Origin of the sequence: Alteromonas sp. ASW11-130, from assembly GCF_026183735.1 — a bacterium.
Lineage (GTDB): Bacteria > Pseudomonadota > Gammaproteobacteria > Enterobacterales > Alteromonadaceae > Alteromonas.
On record NZ_JAPFRE010000016.1, the window covers coordinates 270,043 to 292,607 of the forward strand.

Here is a 22,565-nt window from a genome sequence, read left to right on the forward strand (position 1 = left end):
GTATGGAGTTTTCACGTAGCTGCTAAAAAGAAGAAAGGGACACAAGTGTCTCTTTCTCTCCCTAATTCGACTATTCGCCTATAGCTTTAACAACATCTTGCCCGTATTTTTACCTTCAAAAAGCATATTTAACCCTTTGATCGCATTCTCTAATCCTTCTACAGTATGAGCGCGATATTTTATTTTACCTTGTTGAACGTAAGGGGTTAATTTTCCGAGAAGTTGCGGAATTTCATCCCAGTGATCGGGCATGGCGAATCCACGTACATTGATGCGTTTTTTGATTAACGGTATCCAGTTAGGTCCGGGAGAAGGTTTTTCAGACTGATAGTCAGCGATCATCCCACACACTACAATGCGACCATGCGCGTTCATACGGTTAAAAATATGCTGTTGGATAGGTCCTCCTGTATTTTCAAAAAACACATCCACTTTATCTGGTGTTAATTCTGCGAGCTTAGCGGCCAGATCATCTTTTTTGTAATTTATTGCGCCGTCGAACCCTAAATCGTTAACTATCCAGTCAGCTTTTTCATCTGTGCCTACCACGCCGATGACTCGCAAACCGTCGGCTTTGGCAAGTTGTCCCACAATTGAACCCACCGAACCAGCTGCGCCGGTAACAACGAGTGTTTCGCCTTTTTTTGGTTCGCCAAAACTATATAAACCTGTGGTAGCGGTTAAGCCGGGCAGGGCAAAAACGCATAATGCCATCTCTTCTGAAACGCCCGGTTGTAGTTTATTAAAACCTTGTCCATCACTGACCAGATACTCACGCCAGCCTGTCATACCCATTACTTTGTCGCCAACTTTAAAGTCTGAATGATTTGACTCTACCACTTCGCCTACACCGCTTGAGCGCATAACCTCACCCAGTTCTACGGGTGGAATATAGCTCTCTCTATCGTCACTCATCCAGCCCAGCATAGCGGGATCTAAAGACATATGGGTTTGCTTGATAAGCATTTCCCCTTCACCAGGCGACGGTATAGGCTTACTGTTGGTTTCGAATAAATGAGGGCCGATTTTTCCGTCTGTAGGACGTTGAACCAAGACGACTTCATGGTAGTTAGACATGCATAATTTCCTTATCTAATTTGATTAGTATCTACAGGTAGTGGGGATGATGTCTAACTTAACAACATTAACATTTATACATCGTACGCTGAATAAAATATGACTAATATAGCTTACTCCCCCAATCCAGCTTATTCCTCAGTACATTGAAGTAGTTGTATCCCTTAGGATGTACTAACGCCAGTGTATCGGCACTCTTACGCACCCGAATTTCATCGCCGGGTAAAACAGGTAACACAATATGGCTGTCGCAGCTGACTTGTAAGCTGTCGCTATTGACCTTCGATACGCGCATAGAGACTTCACTATTGGCGTCTACAACAATGGGACGGGAGCTGAGTGTATGAGGGAACATTGGTACTAATGTAAGCGCATCGAGTCGAGGCATAATGATGGGGCCGCCACCAGAAAGTGAATAAGCAGTGGAACCAGTTGGTGTAGCTACGATTAATCCGTCAGAGCGTTGACTAAAAACAAATTGTTCATCGATATATATTTCAAATTCCATCATATGGGCAACCTTACCGTGATGGAGAACCACTTCATTTACAGCACAATTGTTGCTTTTTAACTGTTCGTGACGATAAACGCCTACCTCGAGTAAAAAGCGTTGTTCGACTACGGTTTCGCCGGCAAAAATCAAATCTAACTGAGACGAAATTTCGTCCGGGTTAATATCAGTAAGAAACCCCAGATTACCGCGGTTAACCCCAACGACGTGAATGTCAAAACGGGATAGGACTCTTGCGGCACCTAACATGCTGCCATCGCCTCCCACCACCACCGCGAGGTCAGCTTGTTTACCGATGGTAACTAAATTAGCAAACTGACTATCGGCATCTGTCATCTCTGCGCCAAGGCTTTCTTCAATCAGGATTTCACACCCTTTGTTTTTTAGATAGGCAATAAGTTCATCAAGACTGTCTTGGGTCGCTTCATGGCTTGGTTTACCAATTAAGCCAACGGTTTTGTATAACATTAAGGTGCTGATGTCCGTAATAAAAATCGGGTTTCTATTTTGGACATTAGCACATTTAAATGGGTTTAAGGAAATTTTAGCGTGCGGTCCAGCCGCCATCGAGGATCATCGTTTGCCCAGTGATGTTTCGCGCATTGTCACTTATTAAAAAACTTGCCGTCGCTGCCAGCTCATCAATACTGATAAAAGCTTTTTTAGGCATTGGCTCAAGCATAATTTTATTGATCACATCGTCTTCAGATATGCCATTCTCTTTGGCCTGGGCTTTTATCTGCTGCTCCACTAAGGGGGTTTTAACATACGCCGGACAAAGGGTATTGATGGTTACATCACAATCGCCCGTTTCTAACGCAACGGTTTTGGCAAAGCCTAATAACCCATGTTTAGCCGCCACATAGGCCGATTTATAGGGTGAGGCGATAACGGAGTGGATAGAGCCCACATTAATAATGCGGCCAAAATTGCGTTCACGCATTCCTGGTAAAAAAGCTTGGGTCAATAAAGCTGGGCCCACCAACATTACATTAATGAGCTGTTGCCATTTTGAAGCTGGGAAAAGTTCCAGTTTAGAAACATGCTGAATACCTGCGTTATTTATCAAGATATCGATAGGCGTGGAGGACAATTGTTCAGCCGTTTTTCGTACTTGCTCAGCGTCGCTCACATCTAACGCTATTGGTGTGGCGCGTAAACCTTGTGCTGTTAATTTTTCACTTGCTGTGGTGGCTGCTTCAAGGTTTATATCCGCTAAAACTACGTGATGCCCTTGCGCGGCTAAATGTTCTGCTATGCCATATCCAATACCGCTGGCGCTGCCTGTTATCAGAATATTTCGCTTAATCATTATTGTCACCTGCAGCTAATTTCTCGACGATAGTCATTACCGCTGTAATTTGGTGACCATCAGCAGTGGCGTAGTCGGCAGAGGTATACCCCCACCAATCCCAGCAACCTTGTGGGTTAAGGGGCATAAATATAGATTTTTTGGTTTGTGGGTAGACTACTACTATGTTGTTACTATCTGCCCATTCGTTAATGCCTGTATTGAGCACATAGTCTTTTCCTATTGCTTCCGCATACTGGTTACAGCCATGAAAGCTTATATGGACTTTACACTCTGCGCCTTCAAGACAAGGTTTTGGAATATAGGTATAGCCGGTTTCGGCCATAGTTTTAGCTGATTCGCCAGCTAATTTAGATTGACTGAACTCAACTATTTCCCCTGAAAGTTCTCCAGACGGTGGCGCCAAATCACCCACGACGGCTTGAAGCATTGCACCCGCAGCGTCATAATCACAGTTACCCAGATAAGGTGCATCGGATGTCAAACAAGAACCGCCTTTTTCTTTGGTAGGGAATAAATGAGCGAAGGGTTTGTCATTCACGTATGTCACATTCTGTACGCCCACCCAGTTTTTATATTGCGTATGTAATAACTCGGTGGCTGCGGGAGTTACTTTACTATCTTTAGTACCGTGCAGCAGCCAGACCTTATCGCCTTTAAGGTTTTCCAGCGAAGGAATTTTACCTTCTTGAGCCCACTTCGTCGCTGAATTATTTAATAGCGCCAGGTCGACTGGCGTTTCCATTTTGCTGACACATTGATTGAGTGCCACAGTGATATCGTTTTGGCCACAATAGTAAGGCCCTGCGGCGATGATTCCAGCGCCTGAGACCTTATCGCTATGAGCAATGTGAAATTGGGTTGCCATATAGCCTCCGGATGACAAACCCGATACTGTTATGTCTGATAAATCGAGTTTTAATTTTGCCGAAGTACTATCAGCGATTGCATACACGGGCAGGCATATTGCTGACAGTAAAGAAAGGTGCGCTATCTTCATATTAAGGTTACCTGACTGGGTTATTTAAAAATGTAGTGATAGCTTCTGCATGTTGCTGAACATTCACTACGCCTTCCAGATGGCCAAATTGACCTTCAAGAGTAAGTAGTTTGCTGGATTGGTTTAATAGTTGATGAGGGCCCTCTGCCAGATATGGCATCAATAATAAATCACTTTCTGAAGGTAAAAACAGGCTGGGCGCGGTGACGCGTTTCAGCCCTTTTTTTAAAGAGTGTTGGTGGCCCGCTACATATAGCTGACACGCCCGCGCCAGATAAAGCAGAGAATTAGCATCCATCTTTTCTGTTCTTGATGCGGCACGCTGCTTTAGCCAATTAACAATAGTGTGGGACATGTTAATATCGTTAAGCGGCCCTCGTTCCAGCGGCGCATAACTAAGCATGTTACCTTGGTTATTAAAGAACGCTGGGGTGAGAGCCTGTTGAGTTATTAACATTAAAGATGCCACCAAGCCTTCAACAGGAGGGTGATCTTTGGCATAGTTTCCGTTATTCCATTTGGGATCAAGCTTAATGGGCAAGGTCCATTGTTCAAGCATGGCTGTGGTCCAGGCATCACTTTCACCCGAACCAATCACAGAGATTACTCGTTTGACTTGTTCTGGATAAGCTGCCGCCCAATCCAACGCCTGCATTGATCCCATAGAAGGTCCGATTACAGCGTGAAGAGTTTCTATTCCTAAGCTTTGCAACACGGCTTTTTGAATATTGACAAAATCGCGAATTGTCACCACAGGGAAGTCTAACCCCCAGGGTTGATTCGTTTGCGGATTGATACTGGCTGGGCCCGTGGTAACCACATTCTCATCGTAAGCATTAATGTTGGCGAGTGAATCGACGCTTACCACGAAGTAGCGATTGGTATCAATGGCTTTACCCGGCCCTATTATCGCATCCCAGTAGCCTGCTGTTTCATCGTCAGAGTGATATTTCCCCGCGGCGTGGGAGGTACCGGTAAAATAATGGGTAACGAGTATCGCATTACTTTTATCCGCGTTTAGTTTCCCGTAGCTTTCCCAACCCACTTTTACTTCAGGTAGCACTTTACCGTTGAACAGCTCAAACTGGTGTGTAGTAAATATCTGTTTCTCAACTAATAAATTTTCAGATGCAGGTTTTCCTTCGGTGACCGTGGATAAGCACAGAACTAACCAGATAAGAGCAAACTTATACATTCTTTACCTCACATTATCGAAAACAGACCGATAGCCATGACTAGGCCAATAAGTGGTACAACGACGGTTAAAGCGGCTACAGCGCTATAAGCTGCCTTGTGAGTTTCATGACAAATTGCACGAATAGTGGTGACCACATAGCCATTGTGAGGCAAGGAATCGAGTGCGCCGGAAGAAATTGAAACAATTCGATGTAATTGGTCCGGTTCTACGCCTTGATCCAAATAATGAGGAGCGACTAAGGGGAGTGCAATTGCCTGCCCGCCTGAAGCTGAACCAGTCAAGCCGGCGATAACACTGACCGCAATGGCGGCACCAATTAATTCATTTCCCGGAATCTGTGTCATCAACTCCACAGTCTGCTGGAAGGCAATCGTGCTTTTTGCAATTGATCCAAACCCGACGACGGCGGCCGTATTGCCGATGGCTATTAAAGCGCCTGTTGTACCCAGATTAATCGCCTGTGACATATTGTGAAAATGCTTGTAGTTAATCAGCATTATGGTTAACACGCCGCCACCTAATGCCACAATTAACGCCAACTGTGCCAGTGCTTCATGTAAGGTAAAAGATAAAATAAGTACAACAAAAAGAGGAATTAAGCCTGTCATCGGATGGGGATAATCACGTTCCGGAATATGCGGGTCGTACTCGCGGCTATCAAATTTTTCGCCATTGGCAACTGCTTTGCCAATCATTTTTTTTAGCCACCAGTAACCAAAACTGGCCATGAATATGGCCACCACTAAACTGACTTCCCATCCTGCAAACGGTGAAGTACCTAAGTACTTAATTGGGATCCAGTTTTGGATTTCAGGTGAGCCAGCAGATGTCATCGTGAAGGTAACCGAACCAAACGCCAGGGTGGCAGGAATAAAGCGTCTCGGCAAATTGGCATCTTTAAACAGGCTCAACGCCATAGGGTAGACCGAAAAAGCCACCACAAAAACGCTTACACCGCCATAAGTCAATATGGCACACGCCATGACTACCGCTAACACGGCATGTTTAAAACCAAGCTTACCGACGATCCAGCGCGCCACCGAATCTGCGGCGCCCGTGTCTTCCATAAATTTACCGAAAATAGCACCGAGTAAAAACATGAAAAACCAGCTGGCAATGAAACCAGAAAAGCCACTCATATAGGTTTCAACAAAATTGTTTTCACCAATAAAAACGGGTAAGCCACTGGTGAGTGCAACTAATAAAGCACACGCTGGAGCTGCAATGAATAAATTCATTCCTCGAATAGTCAGTACAATCAATAAAACCAGACCGCCAATCAGGCCTATTAAACTTAACATAGTGTATTCCGCTTATTGTTATTCTCTTTATCTGAAAAATACAGATAGTCAGAATTTGAGTAAATTGTGAACTGAACTCAGGCACTTGCCCATAGTACGATGGTACTACATAAAAAAATTTTAGCTTGTTTTAAAGTGGTTAGAGAAGTACTCAGTTACGCTGATGTCGTGACATAAGTACCCATGTACATTACCCATTTAGCCTTACTAGAACAAAAACGAATAGGAAACCGCTATGCAACACCCATTAACACACGTCAGAGGCTTTAACAGGACACTCTGCGCGACTGCTGTCGCGATTGCCTGTTTCAGCACTTCTTTCGCCAGTGCGCAAGAGCAAAGCCTAGTAGAGGAAGGCTCAAAGCTTGAACGAATTGAAGTCACTGCCCGAAAGACAACTGAATCATTACAGGAAGTGCCTGTAGCTATCACCTCCATAGGGGCAGGGGAGTTGACCGAAAAAGGAATAAGCGTACTTACGGAAGTACAACAGTTTTCGCCGAATACTACGCTGCAAACAAGCCGAGGTACAAACTCTACTTTAACTGCTTTTATCCGAGGCGTTGGTCAGCAAGATCCACTTTGGGGATATGAACCCGGCGTAGGAATATATATTGATGATGTGTACATGGCACGCCCTCAAGGCGCAGTGTTAGATTTATTAGATGTTCAACGTATCGAAGTATTGCGCGGCCCACAAGGCACCCTTTACGGCAAAAACACCATTGGCGGTGCGGTTAAATATGTCACCAAAGAAATGTCTGGTGACCCGCAATTTACTGCGCAGGCTACTTTAGGTAGTTACAACCAACAAGATGTGAAAGTAACAGGCCAATATCCTGTCATCGAAGATGTAGTGTATATGGGGTTCGGATACGCAAACCTGAGCCGGGATGGCTTTGGAACCTATTTGCAGTCTGCTTTACCGGATCAGGATCGCGAAAACTATAACAAGGATTTATGGGCTGCACGATTGACGTTAGAAGTGCACGCAACGGATGATTTATTCTTCCGTTTTGGTTGGGATAAAACGGAAGATGATTCCAATGCAAAAGGCGGCTACAGACTACTTCCAAGCTTATTGGTCGATGCACCTGTACCTGACTCTAAATTTGATTCGTATACCAGCTTACCTACCTGGAACAAAGTAGAGTTGGAGGGTTACAATTGGCTCGCTCAATATAATGTGAATGATGCATTGGAACTTAAATATATTGGTTCTCATCGTGAAAGCTACTCTCCAACTAATATTGATTTTGATAATACATCACTCGATATTTTTGACGTTCCGGCCGAGTACAAAGACGAAAATGACACCCATGAGTTGCAAGCTAATTTTAGCGGAAATGACTTTTCAGTGGTGTCTGGCGTCTATTACTACGACGGCGAATCTTGTGGAAACTTTGATGCTATTTTAGGCTTTTTAGGACGTGCAGCATTCAGTACACCGGGCTTGACCCGCGAAGTCAGTGGCTGTAACAACAGTGAAAGTTGGGCCGTCTATTCTCAAGTTAATTACGATATTACCGAGCAACTTTCAGTTTCAGTAGGTGCCCGCTATACCGACGAAGAAAAATCAGCGACCGTTAACAACGGTTTAGTGTTTTATAATTTATACCCTTATTCCGGGTGGTTCGATGGGTACGAGCGTCCAGCAGGAGAGTTGGTACCGCAAGTGTTAGGTAGAGATGCGAATGGTGACGATGTCTTGGATAGTCCCGCAGTTGAAAGTTGGTCGCGCTTTACCCCTAGAGTCGGGGTTGAGTACCAGATGAACCGTGACATGATGTTTTTCGCCAGTTACTCTCAAGGCTTTAAGTCTGGGACGTTTAATCCCCGAGCGAGTGGCCCAGAGCCTGGCGTAAAGCCTGAAGTAGTAGATTCGTTCGAGCTAGGCATGAAGTCAGATCTGACGGATAGCTTACGCCTTAATGCCACGTTATTTAGCTATGTGCATAAGGATCGCCAATACATTGGGGTTGAAGGTGACTCAGATGATCCAACTGCGCTACAGCAACGCTTAAGAAATGCTGCTGAAACGGAAGGCCAGGGGATAGAAATTGAGATGACTTATGTGGCAACAGACAATTTACAGTTCGACGTTGCTTATGGCTATATTGATTTCGATATCGTTAAAAATGATGCAATTCCGCCCTTAATCGGCTTAGCTTCAACGCCGGAGAATACCTTTAACTTCGCCGCTAATTATTTGCTTGATACGAGCTGGGGTAGTTTTATCTTTAATGCAAACTATTATTATCGCGATGGCTATCTTTTATTTGAAACCAGTGACCTGATTCAACAAGATGCCTATGGCATGGTAAACGCTAGTGTGAGCTGGGAAAGTGTACATGGTAATTGGTTCGGTGGACTTCATTTGAAAAATATCACCGATGAAGAATACCTGGTGGGGGGATATGACTTTGTCACCCCTGATCCAGACACCGGTGAACTGGGCCCAGGCCTCGGCGGCGATACAACGTTAATTGGATACTATGGCGATCCGCGCACTGTTCATATTACAGTCGGTTATCGATTCTAACCAAACCGAGAAAGGGCGATACATAAAGTCAGTCGCCCTTTCTTTTAATTTCTTGCATTTTTTCTTCAGATTCTACACAGTAAAAAAAACACCATAATTTCCTCATGCAACCAAAAGTACTCATTGCTGACGATCATCCTATATTCCGCGCCGCTATGCGGTATGCGCTTGCCGACATAGTTGGCGAAAACCTTGTCGAAGCTGAATCTTATCCGCAAACGCATTCAATTCTACAAACAGATCCTGACGTTGAGGTTGTGTTTTTAGACATTAATATGCCCGGAAACGAAGGCTTAACCGGATTAAGTGAAATCAGAGCATGTTTTCCAGATGTGATAGTAGTCATGGTGTCTGCCGAAGAAAATCCACAGTTAATTCGTAAAGCAATAGATTTAGGTTCAAGCGGGTACATCCCAAAGTCCACCCCATTGCCCGTGCTTAACGATGCCGTTAGACAGATTATTGAAGGTGATCAGTGGTTGCCTCAAACCATTAGCGGTGCATTACCTGACCTGCATAACAAAGAACAGCAGGATTTTGCCCAACGTATGACACAACTTACCCCTCACCAGTTCATGGTTTTGAAACTAATTGCAGACGGCCTGCTAAACAAACAAATTGCCTACCATCTCGACATTTCTGAATCTACCGTCAAACAACATGTGTCAGCAGTGCTTCGCAAGCTGAACGTGATTAATCGTACACAAGCAGGCATCATCTTTAAGCAGTTGATAGAAAAAATCTAAACAAAAATAAACTGGATAAAAAAGTAAAAAGCGTCACGTCAACCCAGGGGCCGTAGGCGTGCTACGCAGGTTCGCAGAATCGTACGATAGAAAAGTATTTAATGATGCTGGTTTGCCTTAATCTTACACCCTGGAAGCGTATTCTCCCCCGTTTGATTAGAATGAGAGTGGGGCGAACTCGACTTTTGGAAAGAATATCTTTGTGAGCACTAAACCTGTTCATCCAATCATAAATAATCAAAAGCATAAGTATTAATGTTAATCGAGCGACTCACTTTTTCTTACCTAAAAATTCACTACCGCGGTGGTGATTTCTATTCGTGACACAAACCTTAGCATCTATGTTTGCACCGTCTCGCTGTAGCGCCTGAATGACCGTCTGGTTGAATTTTTGAAGCAACGCCGTAAAAGGTTGGGATGCAGAGAACCGCATATTACAAAAATTTATGAAGCTTAAATAAAACTTTCCAATAAAACTTCCCAGAGTAAGTTCTGCTGGCTAAAGTTAATTCATGTGGTTTTAAAAGCAAATTCGGGTTGCGCAAAAGAGCTTCCGGATGCGGACGTGTATAAGAACTGGCTGTTAAGCCAAAAAATCACTAAAGCAACTATCCTATGATCTTCACTGGCGGCAATAATTTATCGAAGCGTGCTATCTCATATATATTAATTGAGAACGTTAATACGAATGGACAGCGATGGAAGAAGGATAGGTTAAATTAACCAATGTACTAAAAATTATTAAAATAGTAGTTCGTGCGGCAATAAGGTGTAGTAAAGATGTTGTGATCAACAAAGATATAAAAATTGCTCGTATATAACGGAATAACTTGTATCCAGCCCCCAAAGGGGGCAAGTGTCTTGTATGCGTTATCGGCGAATGCTGTTGTTACTAATTTTTGTATCAAGACCCGGGGCGGTGAAATGAAAATATGCGTGTTTAGTAGTAAAAAATACGACAAGCGCTTTATAACTGAGGCTAACAGCGCTAACTACGATATGCAGTTCCACGCAGTAAGGCTAAGCCAAGACACAGCCATTCTTGCCAAAGGGTTTGATGGTGTCTGCTGTTTCGTGAATGACGACATAAATGCGAACGTTATTGCGCAATTGGGAGACCAGGGAATAAGGCTCATAGCTCTTCGATGTGCTGGTTTCAATAACGTTGATCTTGAGGCTGCAAAGGCGCACCACATTACAGTATGTCGCGTACCCGCTTATTCACCTCATGCCGTAGCTGAGCATGCATGCGCATTAATCCTAGACCTAAATAGAAATATTCATCGCGCCCACAATCGTATACGTGAAAATGATTATTCGCTAGACGGCCTATTAGGGTTCGATTTGTATAAAAAAGCGGTTGGTGTCATCGGTGCGGGTAACATAGGTCGAAAGTTCATTAATATTATGCAGGGTTTTGGTTGCAATATAATTGTATCCGATCCCCAGTATCATCCCACCGGGTCTCATGAACCGCCACGAGTGGAATTAGACAAATTGTTAGCAAGTTCTGACCTTATTTCACTGCACTGCCCATTAAATTCTGAAACTCACCATTTAATTAATAAAAATGCAATCGCACAAATGAAAGCCGGGGTTATGTTGATCAATACCTCTAGGGGCGGATTAGTAGATACTAAAGCAGTGATCGACGGTCTGAAATCAGGAAAAATAGGCTATTTGGGGATAGATGTTTATGAAGAAGAAAGTACATTGTTTTTTGAAAATTACTCTGACACCTTCATTCAAGACGATATCTTCGCTCGGCTGCAAACATTTCCGAATGTAACCATTACGGGACACCAGGGCTTCTTTACAAAAGAAGCCCTTGAGCAAATCGCCCGTACAACAATGAACAATATAGCTCAATTTGCGAAGGGTAATTTAAAACAGGTTCATGTGGTTGTGGCAAGTTAGTCTCACTTTTTTGTCATGTTCTTGTGCTACGATAAAGGGCTGGAGTAACGGAAAAGCACGTCTACTAAATATTTATGTGCTAGAAGGTTTTGTTAGTTGACCACATTCCCTAATGCGCGGGGTATCGTTTTACGATAAAGCGCCTTATTCTGGCATTGGCTTTAGGATTCCCTGGCATTTGTAAAGAACTCTGAAGGGGCAAAGGTTTTTATTCTCGATATGATGCGAAGCTGGCTCAGCCAAGCCGGTTGAGGACAGTTATGTAATAGATGCAAATTTTCACTAACCACCCTTTTACTCCAATAAAGTGACCTGTAAAACGTTGAATAGTTCTCGTGCCGACTCTGCACAAATTAATGCCGCTTAATGGTAGTGATTAAAACGTTTAGCTGACAACCATAAAGTAACGTCGAACTAGGATGCAGTTGCAGCGTAGCGTGGAACGCAGCAATTTGTACTGAAGCAAAAAGGGGGCGGGAAGGAAATTTGCATAATCAGTTATCGCCATAAACCTTAAGATCTTCATTAAGAAGTTGTTTAATCATTCTTTTCAACGCGATAGATTTTATGGGTTTAGGCAAATAACATAAATGCGCTGACTCAGCTTCGTCTCGAATACCTTCGTTTCGATTTGCCGTAATTAATATGCCCTTCACTTCCTTTTCCCAGTGAGCTCGCAACTGCAGAACTGCATCAGTACCGACTTCACCATGGTCAAGGTGGTAATCCACTAACATCAATGCTGGCGGAGTAGGGCACCTAGCCAATGCTTGCGCTAAACTTGATGCTGCAATTACCTGCGCCCCCCAGTCGCCTAACAACGTAGTCATTGCGCTTACTATTTGTACATCATTTTCCAACACCAGTACGGTACAGTGTATAAGTGGTTGGCGATTTAAACTCACTTCTTTATTACCGGGCTTTTCAGTAATCGGATAAATTGGTGAACTTACCCGAGGGACGGTTACTGTGAATTGGGTGCCTATATCCACTGTTGATTGAAGCGAGACATGATGACCCAGTAATTGACTAATCCGTTCCACGATGGTCAGACCCAGTCCCAAGCCTTGATTAGTCTCGCCACCTTCTAATTGATGAAACTCGTTAAAGATTTCTCTTTGTTGATGCTTGGCAATGCCGGGTCCAGTGTCAATGACACAGATATTGATAGCGGTATTATCCTGCCGTCTCACGCCCAGTAATATGCCCCCAGATTTGGTATAACGAATGGCATTTGAAATCAGGTTTTGGACAATTCTGCGCAACAGGTTTTTATCTGAGCGAACCCGTACCTGGGTCTGGACGTAGCGAAGGCGTAATAACTTTTGCTGGGCAATAATCGAAAATTCACTTACCAAGGGTTCAAAAATCTCGTCCAAAGAAAATTCAGAGACCGCCGTCGTTAGTACTCCAGATTCAAGTTTTGTCATATCTAACAACGTGGTAAGTAAGCATTCGGCGCTATTAAGTGAACTAACAAGCCCTTCTGCGATATGCTCAGTTTCACTGCCACTCGTTTTTTGCGCAAGCATAGAGGCAAACAAAGTGGCCGCGTTAAATGGCTGCATAAGATCATGACCTGCCGCAGCCAGAAAACGGGTTTTACTTTGATTCGCTTTGTCTGCCTCAAGTCTAGCTTGGTGCAGTTCAAGGGTGCGTTGTTGTACGCGCCTTTCCAGCTCATTTTTCGCTGCTTCTAGTTCGTCCTGAATCTGGATGTATTCGGTGATATCACTGTAAGTGGTAACGTAGCCGCCAGCCGGCAAGGGGTGCCCATTAAGTTCGATTACCTTGCCATTATTGTGTTTTCGAACATGTTTATAGCGACTCCCCGAGCGCATGTAGTTGACGCGTTTATCAATTTCCGCTTCCACGTCGCATCCTGCTGCCAGTAACCCTCGCTCCGCATTGAACTGAAGCAGGCTTTGGATAGGCATCCCTACCTGTAAATAACCCTTGGGGTAATTAAACAATTGTACATAACGAGGGTTCCACGCGAGTAAACAAAGCTGTTGATTCAATACGCAGATCCCTTGTTCGATATTTTGCACCGATGATTGCAATACTTCGTGATTAAATTGAAAGGATTGTGATGCTTCTTCCACCCACTCTACCAGGTCGGGGATAGTTTCCTGCTGTGAATCTGCAATAGCAGTAAGGAGTATTCTGGCACTGGGATTACCAACCTGAACGGTGAGTAATTTCTCCACTCTCATCAATAATGAATGACTTGCATAACCTGAAGTGGAATTGGTCAACGTACTATAATTAAGTTGCTTTAAAAATAACGAATTTGTCGCGGGTTCGAGAACTTTTTGGGTGAGTTGAAGAAGGTCTTTGATACGAATAGCAAGCTCGGGGAGCGGGGAACTCTCGGGTCGGTTCTGTTTCAACATTGCGCGTTGAGGGAGTAGGAAACTAACTGAAACAAACACGATGCAATTTACCAGCAAACTGAAGATGAAACCGTTTGCTAGCTCAGCATCGCTAAGAGGGGGATTAAAATAATAACTCGATAACAAGCTCGGATAGAGCAACCACATTATCCAGCATGCAAAGCCTGCAATAAGCGCACATTGAGCTGCCAAACGTGTGCTTTTCTGCCAGTACAAGCCAAACATCATGATAGGGAAAATCTGTGCCAACAAAGCAATCGCAATACTGCCTGTCTTGCCAAGCGGTGCAGATTGGCTGATATTGATGTGATACCAGTAGGCAACGCTCAACACCGCAATAATCGTTAGCCGTCGAATGGTTAACAGGCTACTGGTCTGCATAGATGCATGGTTCGTGCGATTAAACGCCAGCTTTAGCCAGACCGGGGTGAATAGGTTATTAGCCATCATCACGCCTAGTGCGAGCGTGGCGACGATAACCATACTGGTAGCCGCAGAAATTCCACCTAAAAAAGCGATAATAGAAATAACCGTTTCGTTACTGTGGATGGGTAATGCCAGCACAAACGCATCGGTTTTAATTGTATTGGTATCCAATAGCAACTGTCCTGCGAGGGCGATGGGAAGTATGAAAATAGTCATTCCAATTAAATACAAAGGGAATAGCCAACGGGCTTTACGCAATTCGCTGTCACCATTTTGTTCAATAAAGTTCATATGAAACTGGCGAGGTAGCACAAACATCGAACATACACCTAATAACATATGACTGAGGTATACCCATGGTGCAGCATCCGCAAACAATACTTTTTGTCCTTCCGCAGACTTTGAAGCTTGGGCGAATAAGTCAAACACACCATCGAACAGGCTGTAACAGACAAAAATACCCACTATTGACAAGGCTGCTAACTTAATAATGGATTCGACAGCGATAGTTAATAGTAATCCAGGATGTTTACGGGTCAGGTTTAACGTACGGGTACCGAATAGTACCGCGAATAAGGCCATGATAGCGGCAACGTAAAATCCAACGGTGTTAAGCGTTTTACTTGAACCGGTAATCAGATTAATACTTTCGGTGATAGCATCAAGTTGAAGCGCAATGTACGGAACCACACCCACAAAACACAAAAGAGTAACGATCGCAGCAAGCAGGTGGCTATTGCGATATTGTAGGCCAATGAGGTCGGCTAGCGAGCTAACATTATGTTGTTGACATAGGCGACTGACTTTCCGCATAACGCCAAAGCCGAATAGCATCGTCAGGATAATACCTGAATAGGTAGGAACCACGGCCCAGCCGTACTGAGAAGCCTGAGTAATGGTTCCAAAAAAGGCCCAGGAAGTGCAGTGAACTCCCAAACCCAGGCTATATAAAATAGGATGTTGTTGGTTATCCTGAAGGTTTTTGTCACCCCAGAATGCAATTAGAAATAAGACGATAAGATAGCCTATGACCAATAAGCCAACGGTCCAAAGAGTCAACATTTTACGTTTGAATGTGTGATTTTTGTTATGGCATCAACCTACCATAATTAACCAACCTATGGAGTTTTTTTCTCGTGTAAAACTGGGCAAGCATACTTTGCAGCAAGTAGTGTAGAATAAAATTTTGAGGGGGCGTTTATTTCAACCGCCAGTCACTAGTTTTTTTACTTTTTACTTTTTACTTTTTACTTTTTACTTTGGTCGCTTCAATAAAACTTTAACGTATCAGGTAGGGGTTACGATATATAAAGCCGAAGCGCCCCCTGCTTACCAAAATCGGTAGCAAGTAAAATGAATTACGTAGCCTGGTGTATTGCCTTTTCTTATCACCCATGCCAGGCGGGGGATTTCAAAAAAAAGCCGCGTTGCGCCACTTGTTTTACGTCTATACGCATCAACTATTTTTCTATTATGTCGGCTTCCGAAAAGATTATACAGTCTTCTCAGGTGCGTGGATGGGGGCGCACAATAAACCAGCTACCCACCACCAAACTGCCAAAAGAGGTATACAATAAAATGAACACCCACTCGGGTGCATTGTAATATAGTAAGTGTTGGACCCAGTGCTGCATAAATGAACCTGAATAGCCAGCTTGTCCAGCCTCGGTTCTTAGTGAAACTTCCCATACTGTCAAAGGGCAAATAATCCCGAGCCAGGATTGCACCATAACAATTAAAATGGCTATTAAATGGAGTATTCGAAAGGATCGATTTCTAACCCATCGCCACTTTAAAAAATACCCTGCATAAATGGCGACCAGTCCAAAGACGATAAATAAGACGAAAAACGCGTGTATAAATAATATCGCGTCAGCCAAAAAAACATAATACGTTTCTCTCGTCACAGCGTTTCACCAGGGGGTAATGGGGAATCAAACGCCGTTCCCATCATTTTGTGTAGTTCACAGTATAGAATCAATCGTGGTCACGTGTAGCAGGTCAGTAATATATTGTAAGTCGAGCTTGTTTGACTCTAATACAGTTTTTTGACAGAGAATGCACGATTACGATCAGACGTAGAGTTGATTCCGGAAGGCGAGAAATTTGTACGGGGGCATTAGTTCATCCTGTTATAACGCGATATTCCTTAATCAACGTAAGCCCTTTAATAAACCGTATCGAGAATAAATAATTAATAGCGAAGAGGAGACGTTTTTAACGCCCCAGAGAGCCTTCCGAATATTAAGCCCAACGCATCATTGTTTCTTTATCTCTAACTCAAGATCAGAAGCGAAATTTTTAGCTGCCTACAAATGAAAAAAACGGCTCCCGCTGGAAGCCGTTTTGAAGGGTAGGTCAATGACCGATAATCAGATTGAACTAGATACGTTCGTTCAATTCTTTTGCAAGAGGTGTATCCATCAAGCCATTCTCAGAAACCCAAGCGCGTAGAGTTTTACCATCAGCTTCTGGTGCATTTAATTGGCTCTTAGGCATTTTCTTAACCAACAGCGTACCTGCTTCTACAGCATTATTAAGAAAGGCAGTACGAATAAGGCTTTCACCATCACAGGCAATACCTGTGTAATAGTCTTGCAGCTTCAAACGATAGTCTGATTCTACTTTTTTCATTTTCTTACGCAATTCACCTTTGTCATCCACTTTTACGATGTTACAGATGTTTGCTAGAGCGTTTTCAACTTCTGCTTGTGCAGAACCGGTAAATATCAATGACGCTGTAGCTAATGCGATAGAAGTTTTAACAATTTTCAACATAGTCAATTTCCTCAAATTTATTTGTCATTATTGTTGACGGGGCGGATTAAACTCGAAATTCACTATTTGAAAAAGCAGTAAAGGAATACAGTGTTATAAAACGCGATACTCTTTAGTCTTCTGCAGGGGGGCGCTGATTTACTAACTAAAGATATTACAAGGTATTTTATTAATTCAGCAGTTGTTGCCTAAATACTTTCGTTTATTAAATTATACCGATTGGCAATGTATTTAAAGGTATGTTGCTTTGTAAAGCAGGCCAAATACAATATTTTTATTATAAATAGATTCGGCGGGAGTCCGCCCTCCTTATTGACCCGCTCGTCAGCGGAGTCCTAAAAAATATGCCTATTTCGATTCAGCTTAAAAATCTCGCGTCAAAATTTCCACAAAAAGTTTAAGGTCACACTTGAAGCCTTTCAATCTAACCCCATTAATAGCCCAGCATTGAATTTGAACCGGTCTTTTCGCGGTTCATTTAGTTAAAAAGTTAAAGCCGATGAGCGCATTATCCGGAGGTAAACATGAGCGACAAGCGTGAAGAGCAGGCGCAGACTGATGAGCAACAGGTAGAATCTGTAGAGCAACTTGCTGAAGAAAATGACGCGGCTCAAGATGCACAGCCAGACGCGGAAATTGAAGGCCAAAATGAAGTAGGTCAACAGGTTTACGAATTGCAGAACGCCTTAAATGAAGCGCAAAATACAATTAAAGATCAACAGGAAAGTGTACTGCGTGCAAGAGCGGATATGGAAAATGCCCGTCGGCGTGCAGAAGCCGAAGTGGAGAAAGCCCGCAAGTTTGCTTTGGAGCGTTTTGCTGGTGAGCTACTGCCCGTTATCGACAACCTTGAACGCGCCATCGAAGTAAGTGACGCCAACAACGACGCGATAAAGCCATTGTTGGAAGGCGTGGAGATGACTCACAAGTCATTTATATCTACGATTGAAAAATTTGGTATGAAGCTGATCAATCCCCAGGGTGAGCAATTTAACCCCGAATTGCATCAGGCTATGTCTATGCAAGAAAGCGCTGAACACGAACCAAATACCGTAATGGCGGTAATGCAGAAAGGTTACGAAATTAATGGACGCTTATTGCGTCCGGCTATGGTAATGGTGTCTCGCGCTCCAGATAGTGGTGTGGATACAGAAGCCTAATTAAAGTTTTTTCATCAACAACTATTGAAATTGTGAAGGAATAACCCCACTCACAATGCAGAATTAAGTAAGAATTTATTTTGGAGACACGTAATGGGTAAAATCATTGGTATCGATTTAGGTACAACGAATTCATGTGTCGCAGTTCTAGACGGCGACAAACCTCGCGTAATTGAAAACGCTGAAGGCGATCGCACTACGCCTTCCATCATTGCTTATACGAATGATGGCGAAACACTTGTAGGTCAGCCAGCGAAACGTCAGGCAGTAACTAACCCCAATAACACCTTATTCGCTATTAAGCGTTTAATTGGGCGTCGTTTTGAAGACAAAGAAGTACAGCGCGACATCGACATTATGCCTTTTAATATTGTAAAGGCGGACAACGGCGATGCTTGGGTAGAAGCCAAAGGCCAGAAAATGGCTCCACCACAAGTTTCTGCTGAAGTATTGAAAAAAATGAAAAAAACCGCTGAAGACTATTTAGGTGAAGAAGTCACTGCAGCGGTAATTACTGTACCTGCTTACTTCAACGATTCACAGCGTCAAGCAACTAAAGATGCGGGTCGTATTGCCGGTTTAGAAGTAAAGCGTATCATCAACGAGCCTACTGCTGCAGCGCTTGCTTACGGCATGGACAAGAAAAAAGGCGATAATGTTATCGCTGTTTATGACTTGGGTGGGGGTACTTTTGATATTTCAATTATTGAAATTGATGAAGTTGATGGTGAGCATACCTTCGAAGTGCTAGCTACCAATGGTGATACTCATCTAGGCGGTGAAGATTTCGATAACCGAATGATCACATATCTAGTAGATGAGTTTAAGAAAGATCAAGGTATCGATCTGCGTAAAGATCCGCTGGCAATGCAGCGTCTGAAAGAAGCTGGGGAGAAGGCTAAGATTGAATTGTCTTCTGCACAACAAACCGAAGTTAATCTACCATACATAACGGCTGACTCTTCAGGTCCTAAGCACTTAGCGATTAAAGTGACACGCGCTAAACTTGAGTCTCTGGTTGAAGACATGGTGAAAGACTCTCTTGAGCCGGTTAAAAAAGCATTAGCTGACGCAGACTTATCGGTAAGTGATATCCACGATATCATTTTGGTGGGTGGTCAAACCCGTATGCCTTTGGTTCAGAAGTATGTAACTGATTTCTTCGGTAAAGAACCGCGTAAAGATGTTAACCCTGATGAAGCGGTTGCTGTAGGTGCTGCGATTCAAGGTGGTGTTTTAGCGGGTGATGTTAAGGATGTATTACTTCTTGATGTAACGCCTCTTTCCCTTGGTATTGAAACCATGGGCGGCGTGATGACAGCGCTGATTGAGAAGAACACAACTATTCCTACTAAGAAGTCTCAAACGTTCTCAACTGCGGAAGACAATCAATCTGCGGTTACCGTTCATGTTCTTCAGGGTGAGCGTAAACAGGCCCAAGGTAATAAGTCCCTTGGTCAGTTCAACCTTGAAGGTATTCGTCCGGCAGCCCGCGGTGTACCGCAAATCGAAGTGACTTTTGATATTGATGCCGATGGTATCTTACACGTATCAGCGAAAGACAAAGATACGGGTAAAGAACAAAAAATTACTATTAAGGCGTCTTCAGGCTTAAGTGATGAAGAAGTTGAAAAAATGGTAGCGGACGCAGAAGCCAATAAAGATGCGGATAAGAAGTTTGAAGAGCTTATCCAAACTCGTAATCAGGCTGACGGAATGATTCACGCCACGCGTAAGCAACTTGATGAAGTGGGCGATGCGTTAAGTGCTGATGACCGAGCGCCAATTGAGGCTGCGCTATCTGATCTTGAGACTGCGGTTAAGGGTGAAGATAAAGAGGCTATCGAAGCTAAAACCCAGGCATTAGTCGAAGCTTCAAGTAAATTAATGGAAGCTGCACAAGCTAAAGCTGGCCAGTCAGGCGCTGAAGCAGGTGCTCAAGAAGAAGCAAGCGCTAAAGCTGATGATGACGTGGTTGACGCTGAGTTCGAAGAAGTCAAAGACGACGACAAAAAGTAAGAAGTAAGAAGTAAGAAGTAAAAAGTAAAAAGTAAAAAGTAAGCTGTAAAGCGCTCGGAAGTCAACCTAACGGGCTCAGTCAGTCAGGCGCAGCAGGGAATGCCTTGTTGCGCCTTTGTTTTTCAAAGCTTTACAACGCCAATGAGCAGTTAAAGTGCGTACTCAAAAAGAGTATGAAGAAAGGGTAGGAAAGTAACCGATATGTCGAAACGTGATTACTACGAAGTCCTAGGAGTCGAGAAGGGCGCCGGTGAACGCGATATTAAAAAAGCGTATAAAAAACTGGCGATGAAATTTCACCCGGATCGCACACAGGGTGATAAGTCTCTCGAAGAGAAGTTTAAAGAAATCCAGGAAGCGTATGAAATCTTAATGGATCCGAAAAAACGTGCTGCTTATGATCAGTATGGTCATGCCGGCGTTGATCCCAACCGTGGGGGTGGAAACTACGGTGGTGGAGCTGATTTCGGCGATATTTTCGGTGACGTATTTGGCGATATTTTTGGTGGAGGCCGCGGTGGTCGTCAGTCTCGTGCAAGACAGGGATCTGATCTTCGCTACAATCTAGAATTATCTCTTGAAGAAGCCGTTCGAGGAAAAGACGTAGAAATACGCGTGCCTACTTTGGTGGAGTGTGATTCCTGTCATGGTTCAGGCGCAAAGAAAGGGTCTTCACCTACAACATGCCCGACGTGTCATGGCAACGGTCAAGTACAAATGCGGCAGGGTTTTTTTGCGGTACAGCAAACCTGTCCTACCTGCTCGGGTAAAGGTAAGATCATCAGTGATCCATGTAATAAGTGTCATGGCCATGGGCGTACAGAAAAAAACAAGACCTTGTCTGTTAAAATTCCACCGGGCGTGGATACAGGTGACAGAATTCGCTTAAGCGGTGAAGGGGAAGCTGGAGAAAATGGTGCACCGGCAGGTGACTTGTATGTTCAGGTACATGTTAAGGACCATAAAATTTTCCAACGTGACGGCAGTAATCTTTATTGTGAAGTGCCGTTAAGCTTTACCACAGCTGCGTTAGGTGGGGAGCTACATGTTCCTACTTTAGATGGCAAAGTTAAGCTTAAAGTCAGTCCCGAAACGCAGACAGGACGTATGTTCCGTTTACGAGGTAAAGGGGTGAAATCTGTTCGCAGTGGCGTTACGGGCGATTTAATGTGCAAAGTCGTAGTGGAGACGCCTGTTAACCTTTCATCTCGACAAAAAGACTTATTGAGAGAGTTTGAAGATTCAATGGGGAGTGGTAGCGACAAAGCCAAGCATCGCCCCAAAGAGCAAGGCTTCTTTGACGGTGTGAAGAAGTTTTTTGATGATCTCACCAATTAAAGATATCGAATAATTATTGAAAGCCCTAGTTTTTAGGGCTTTTTTTGTTTTACGATACTGTATCAAGCACTACTATATGGTTAACAGTAGTGTTGGCAAATCTTAAAATATCTTGAAGGAAAACTAATGAAAAAATGGAACCAATTGTTATTAGCCTCATTTTCAGCCCTAATGTTAACGCTTCCTGCAACAGCCCATGTAGTAGAAGCTCAATCAGAAAAAGAAGCAGAAAACGCGGTAAAAAATCGGCAGGCGCTTTTTACTCTCATACGGGACAACATGGGACCTCTTGGTGCCATGGCGAAAGGTAAAATACCTTACGATACGCAGATAATGGAAGCCAATAGCTTACGCCTTCAACAATTTGGCGATATGATTCATCATTATTTATCAGTAGATACGCGTAAATTTGACGTGCAATCAGACGCTAAAGCGGTGTTGTGGGAAGACTTTAGCGAGGTAGAAAAAAAGGCCAATGATCTCAAGGTCGCAGCGAAAAACCTTTCTGATGTGGTCGCAACTGGAGACGAAAGCCAATATCGCAAAGCTATTGGTCAGTTGGGCAGCACATGTAAAGCGTGTCATGACGATTATAAAAAAGATTAAGTAAATAATTGTAATATTGACGACTATGATGGCGCTGAGGGGACTGATTAGCGCCATGAGTCTCTTAATGAGCCGTCTCTAAGTAAAAAACCATAGGGTTTATTTTTGCTGTCTATACATCATTTTTTATGTATTCATACCATGTATCGTATTGGTCTCCAAACGCGTGTTTAATACACCATACCTTCTGTTTTCGTTTTATAATCGAATTTTTTCGTTAACCAATTGATTGTTATAG

At 43.5% G+C, this 22,565-nt stretch carries 16 protein-coding genes; 7 read left to right on the forward strand and 9 right to left on the reverse strand.

The window, feature by feature from the left end; translation table 11 throughout:
* Positions 1-78 precede the first annotated feature (78 nt).
* From OPS28_RS06310 to OPS28_RS06335, 6 genes are all read right to left on the reverse strand, one after another.
* A complete protein-coding gene (locus OPS28_RS06310) occupies positions 79-1,077 on the reverse strand; it encodes an NADP-dependent oxidoreductase (protein WP_265608606.1) in 999 nt (332 codons plus the stop codon).
* Between the two features lie 103 nt (positions 1,078-1,180).
* A complete protein-coding gene (gene nadK / locus OPS28_RS06315; RefSeq protein WP_265608607.1) occupies positions 1,181-2,056 on the reverse strand; it encodes an NAD(+) kinase in 876 nt (291 codons plus the stop codon).
* Between the two features lie 76 nt (positions 2,057-2,132).
* Positions 2,133-2,900, reverse strand: coding sequence for a 3-hydroxybutyrate dehydrogenase (locus OPS28_RS06320; RefSeq protein ID WP_265608608.1), 768 nt, complete (start codon positions 2,898-2,900; stop codon positions 2,133-2,135).
* On the reverse strand, positions 2,893-3,900 hold the full coding sequence (locus OPS28_RS06325; RefSeq protein WP_265608609.1) for an extracellular catalytic domain type 2 short-chain-length polyhydroxyalkanoate depolymerase: 1,008 nt from the start codon (positions 3,898-3,900) through the stop codon (positions 2,893-2,895). The genes OPS28_RS06320 and OPS28_RS06325 overlap by 8 nt, the downstream gene beginning before the upstream one ends.
* 7 nt (positions 3,901-3,907) lie before the next feature.
* Complete coding sequence (locus tag OPS28_RS06330) at positions 3,908-5,095, reverse strand: E22 family MetX-like putative esterase (protein WP_265608610.1); 1,188 nt, start codon at positions 5,093-5,095, stop codon at positions 3,908-3,910.
* A gap of 8 nt (positions 5,096-5,103) precedes the next feature.
* Positions 5,104-6,399 (reverse strand): GntP family permease, encoded by a 1,296-nt coding sequence (locus OPS28_RS06335; protein WP_265608611.1) that lies wholly within the window; start codon positions 6,397-6,399, stop codon positions 5,104-5,106.
* A 235-nt stretch (positions 6,400-6,634) separates the two neighbouring features.
* On the opposite strand from OPS28_RS06335, the gene OPS28_RS06340 reads away from it, so the two are divergent.
* From OPS28_RS06340 to OPS28_RS06350, 3 genes are all read left to right on the forward strand, one after another.
* Entirely contained in the window at positions 6,635-8,941 is a 2,307-nt protein-coding gene (locus OPS28_RS06340; protein ID WP_265608612.1) for a TonB-dependent receptor, read from the forward strand.
* A gap of 104 nt (positions 8,942-9,045) precedes the next feature.
* Entirely contained in the window at positions 9,046-9,687 is a 642-nt protein-coding gene (locus tag OPS28_RS06345; protein WP_265608613.1) for a response regulator transcription factor, read from the forward strand.
* Between the two features lie 924 nt (positions 9,688-10,611).
* Complete coding sequence (locus OPS28_RS06350; protein WP_265608614.1) at positions 10,612-11,604, forward strand: 2-hydroxyacid dehydrogenase; 993 nt, start codon at positions 10,612-10,614, stop codon at positions 11,602-11,604.
* Between the two features lie 494 nt (positions 11,605-12,098).
* Here OPS28_RS06350 and OPS28_RS06355 read toward each other — a convergent pair whose 3' ends face one another.
* From OPS28_RS06355 to OPS28_RS06365, 3 genes are all read right to left on the reverse strand, one after another.
* Positions 12,099-15,488: a PAS domain-containing hybrid sensor histidine kinase/response regulator gene (locus OPS28_RS06355; RefSeq protein ID WP_265608615.1), complete on the reverse strand. Its 3,390-nt coding sequence runs from the start codon at positions 15,486-15,488 to the stop codon at positions 12,099-12,101.
* Between the two features lie 443 nt (positions 15,489-15,931).
* The gene (locus tag OPS28_RS06360; protein WP_265608616.1) at positions 15,932-16,333 is read right to left on the reverse strand and encodes a DUF2784 domain-containing protein; all 402 of its coding nucleotides are present in this window, start codon (positions 16,331-16,333) and stop codon (positions 15,932-15,934) included.
* Between the two features lie 475 nt (positions 16,334-16,808).
* Complete coding sequence (locus tag OPS28_RS06365) at positions 16,809-17,204, reverse strand: DUF3718 domain-containing protein (RefSeq protein ID WP_265608617.1); 396 nt, start codon at positions 17,202-17,204, stop codon at positions 16,809-16,811.
* Positions 17,205-17,728: 524 nt separating this feature from the next.
* On the opposite strand from OPS28_RS06365, the gene grpE reads away from it, so the two are divergent.
* From grpE to OPS28_RS06385, 4 genes are all read left to right on the forward strand, one after another.
* Complete coding sequence (grpE, locus tag OPS28_RS06370) at positions 17,729-18,364, forward strand: nucleotide exchange factor GrpE (protein WP_265608618.1); 636 nt, start codon at positions 17,729-17,731, stop codon at positions 18,362-18,364.
* Between the two features lie 93 nt (positions 18,365-18,457).
* Positions 18,458-20,383, forward strand: coding sequence for a molecular chaperone DnaK (gene dnaK / locus OPS28_RS06375; RefSeq protein ID WP_265608619.1), 1,926 nt, complete (start codon positions 18,458-18,460; stop codon positions 20,381-20,383).
* Between the two features lie 201 nt (positions 20,384-20,584).
* Positions 20,585-21,721, forward strand: coding sequence for a molecular chaperone DnaJ (gene dnaJ / locus OPS28_RS06380; protein WP_265608620.1), 1,137 nt, complete (start codon positions 20,585-20,587; stop codon positions 21,719-21,721).
* A 126-nt stretch (positions 21,722-21,847) separates the two neighbouring features.
* Positions 21,848-22,327: a c-type cytochrome gene (locus tag OPS28_RS06385; protein ID WP_265608621.1), complete on the forward strand. Its 480-nt coding sequence runs from the start codon at positions 21,848-21,850 to the stop codon at positions 22,325-22,327.
* Positions 22,328-22,565 lie beyond the last annotated feature (238 nt).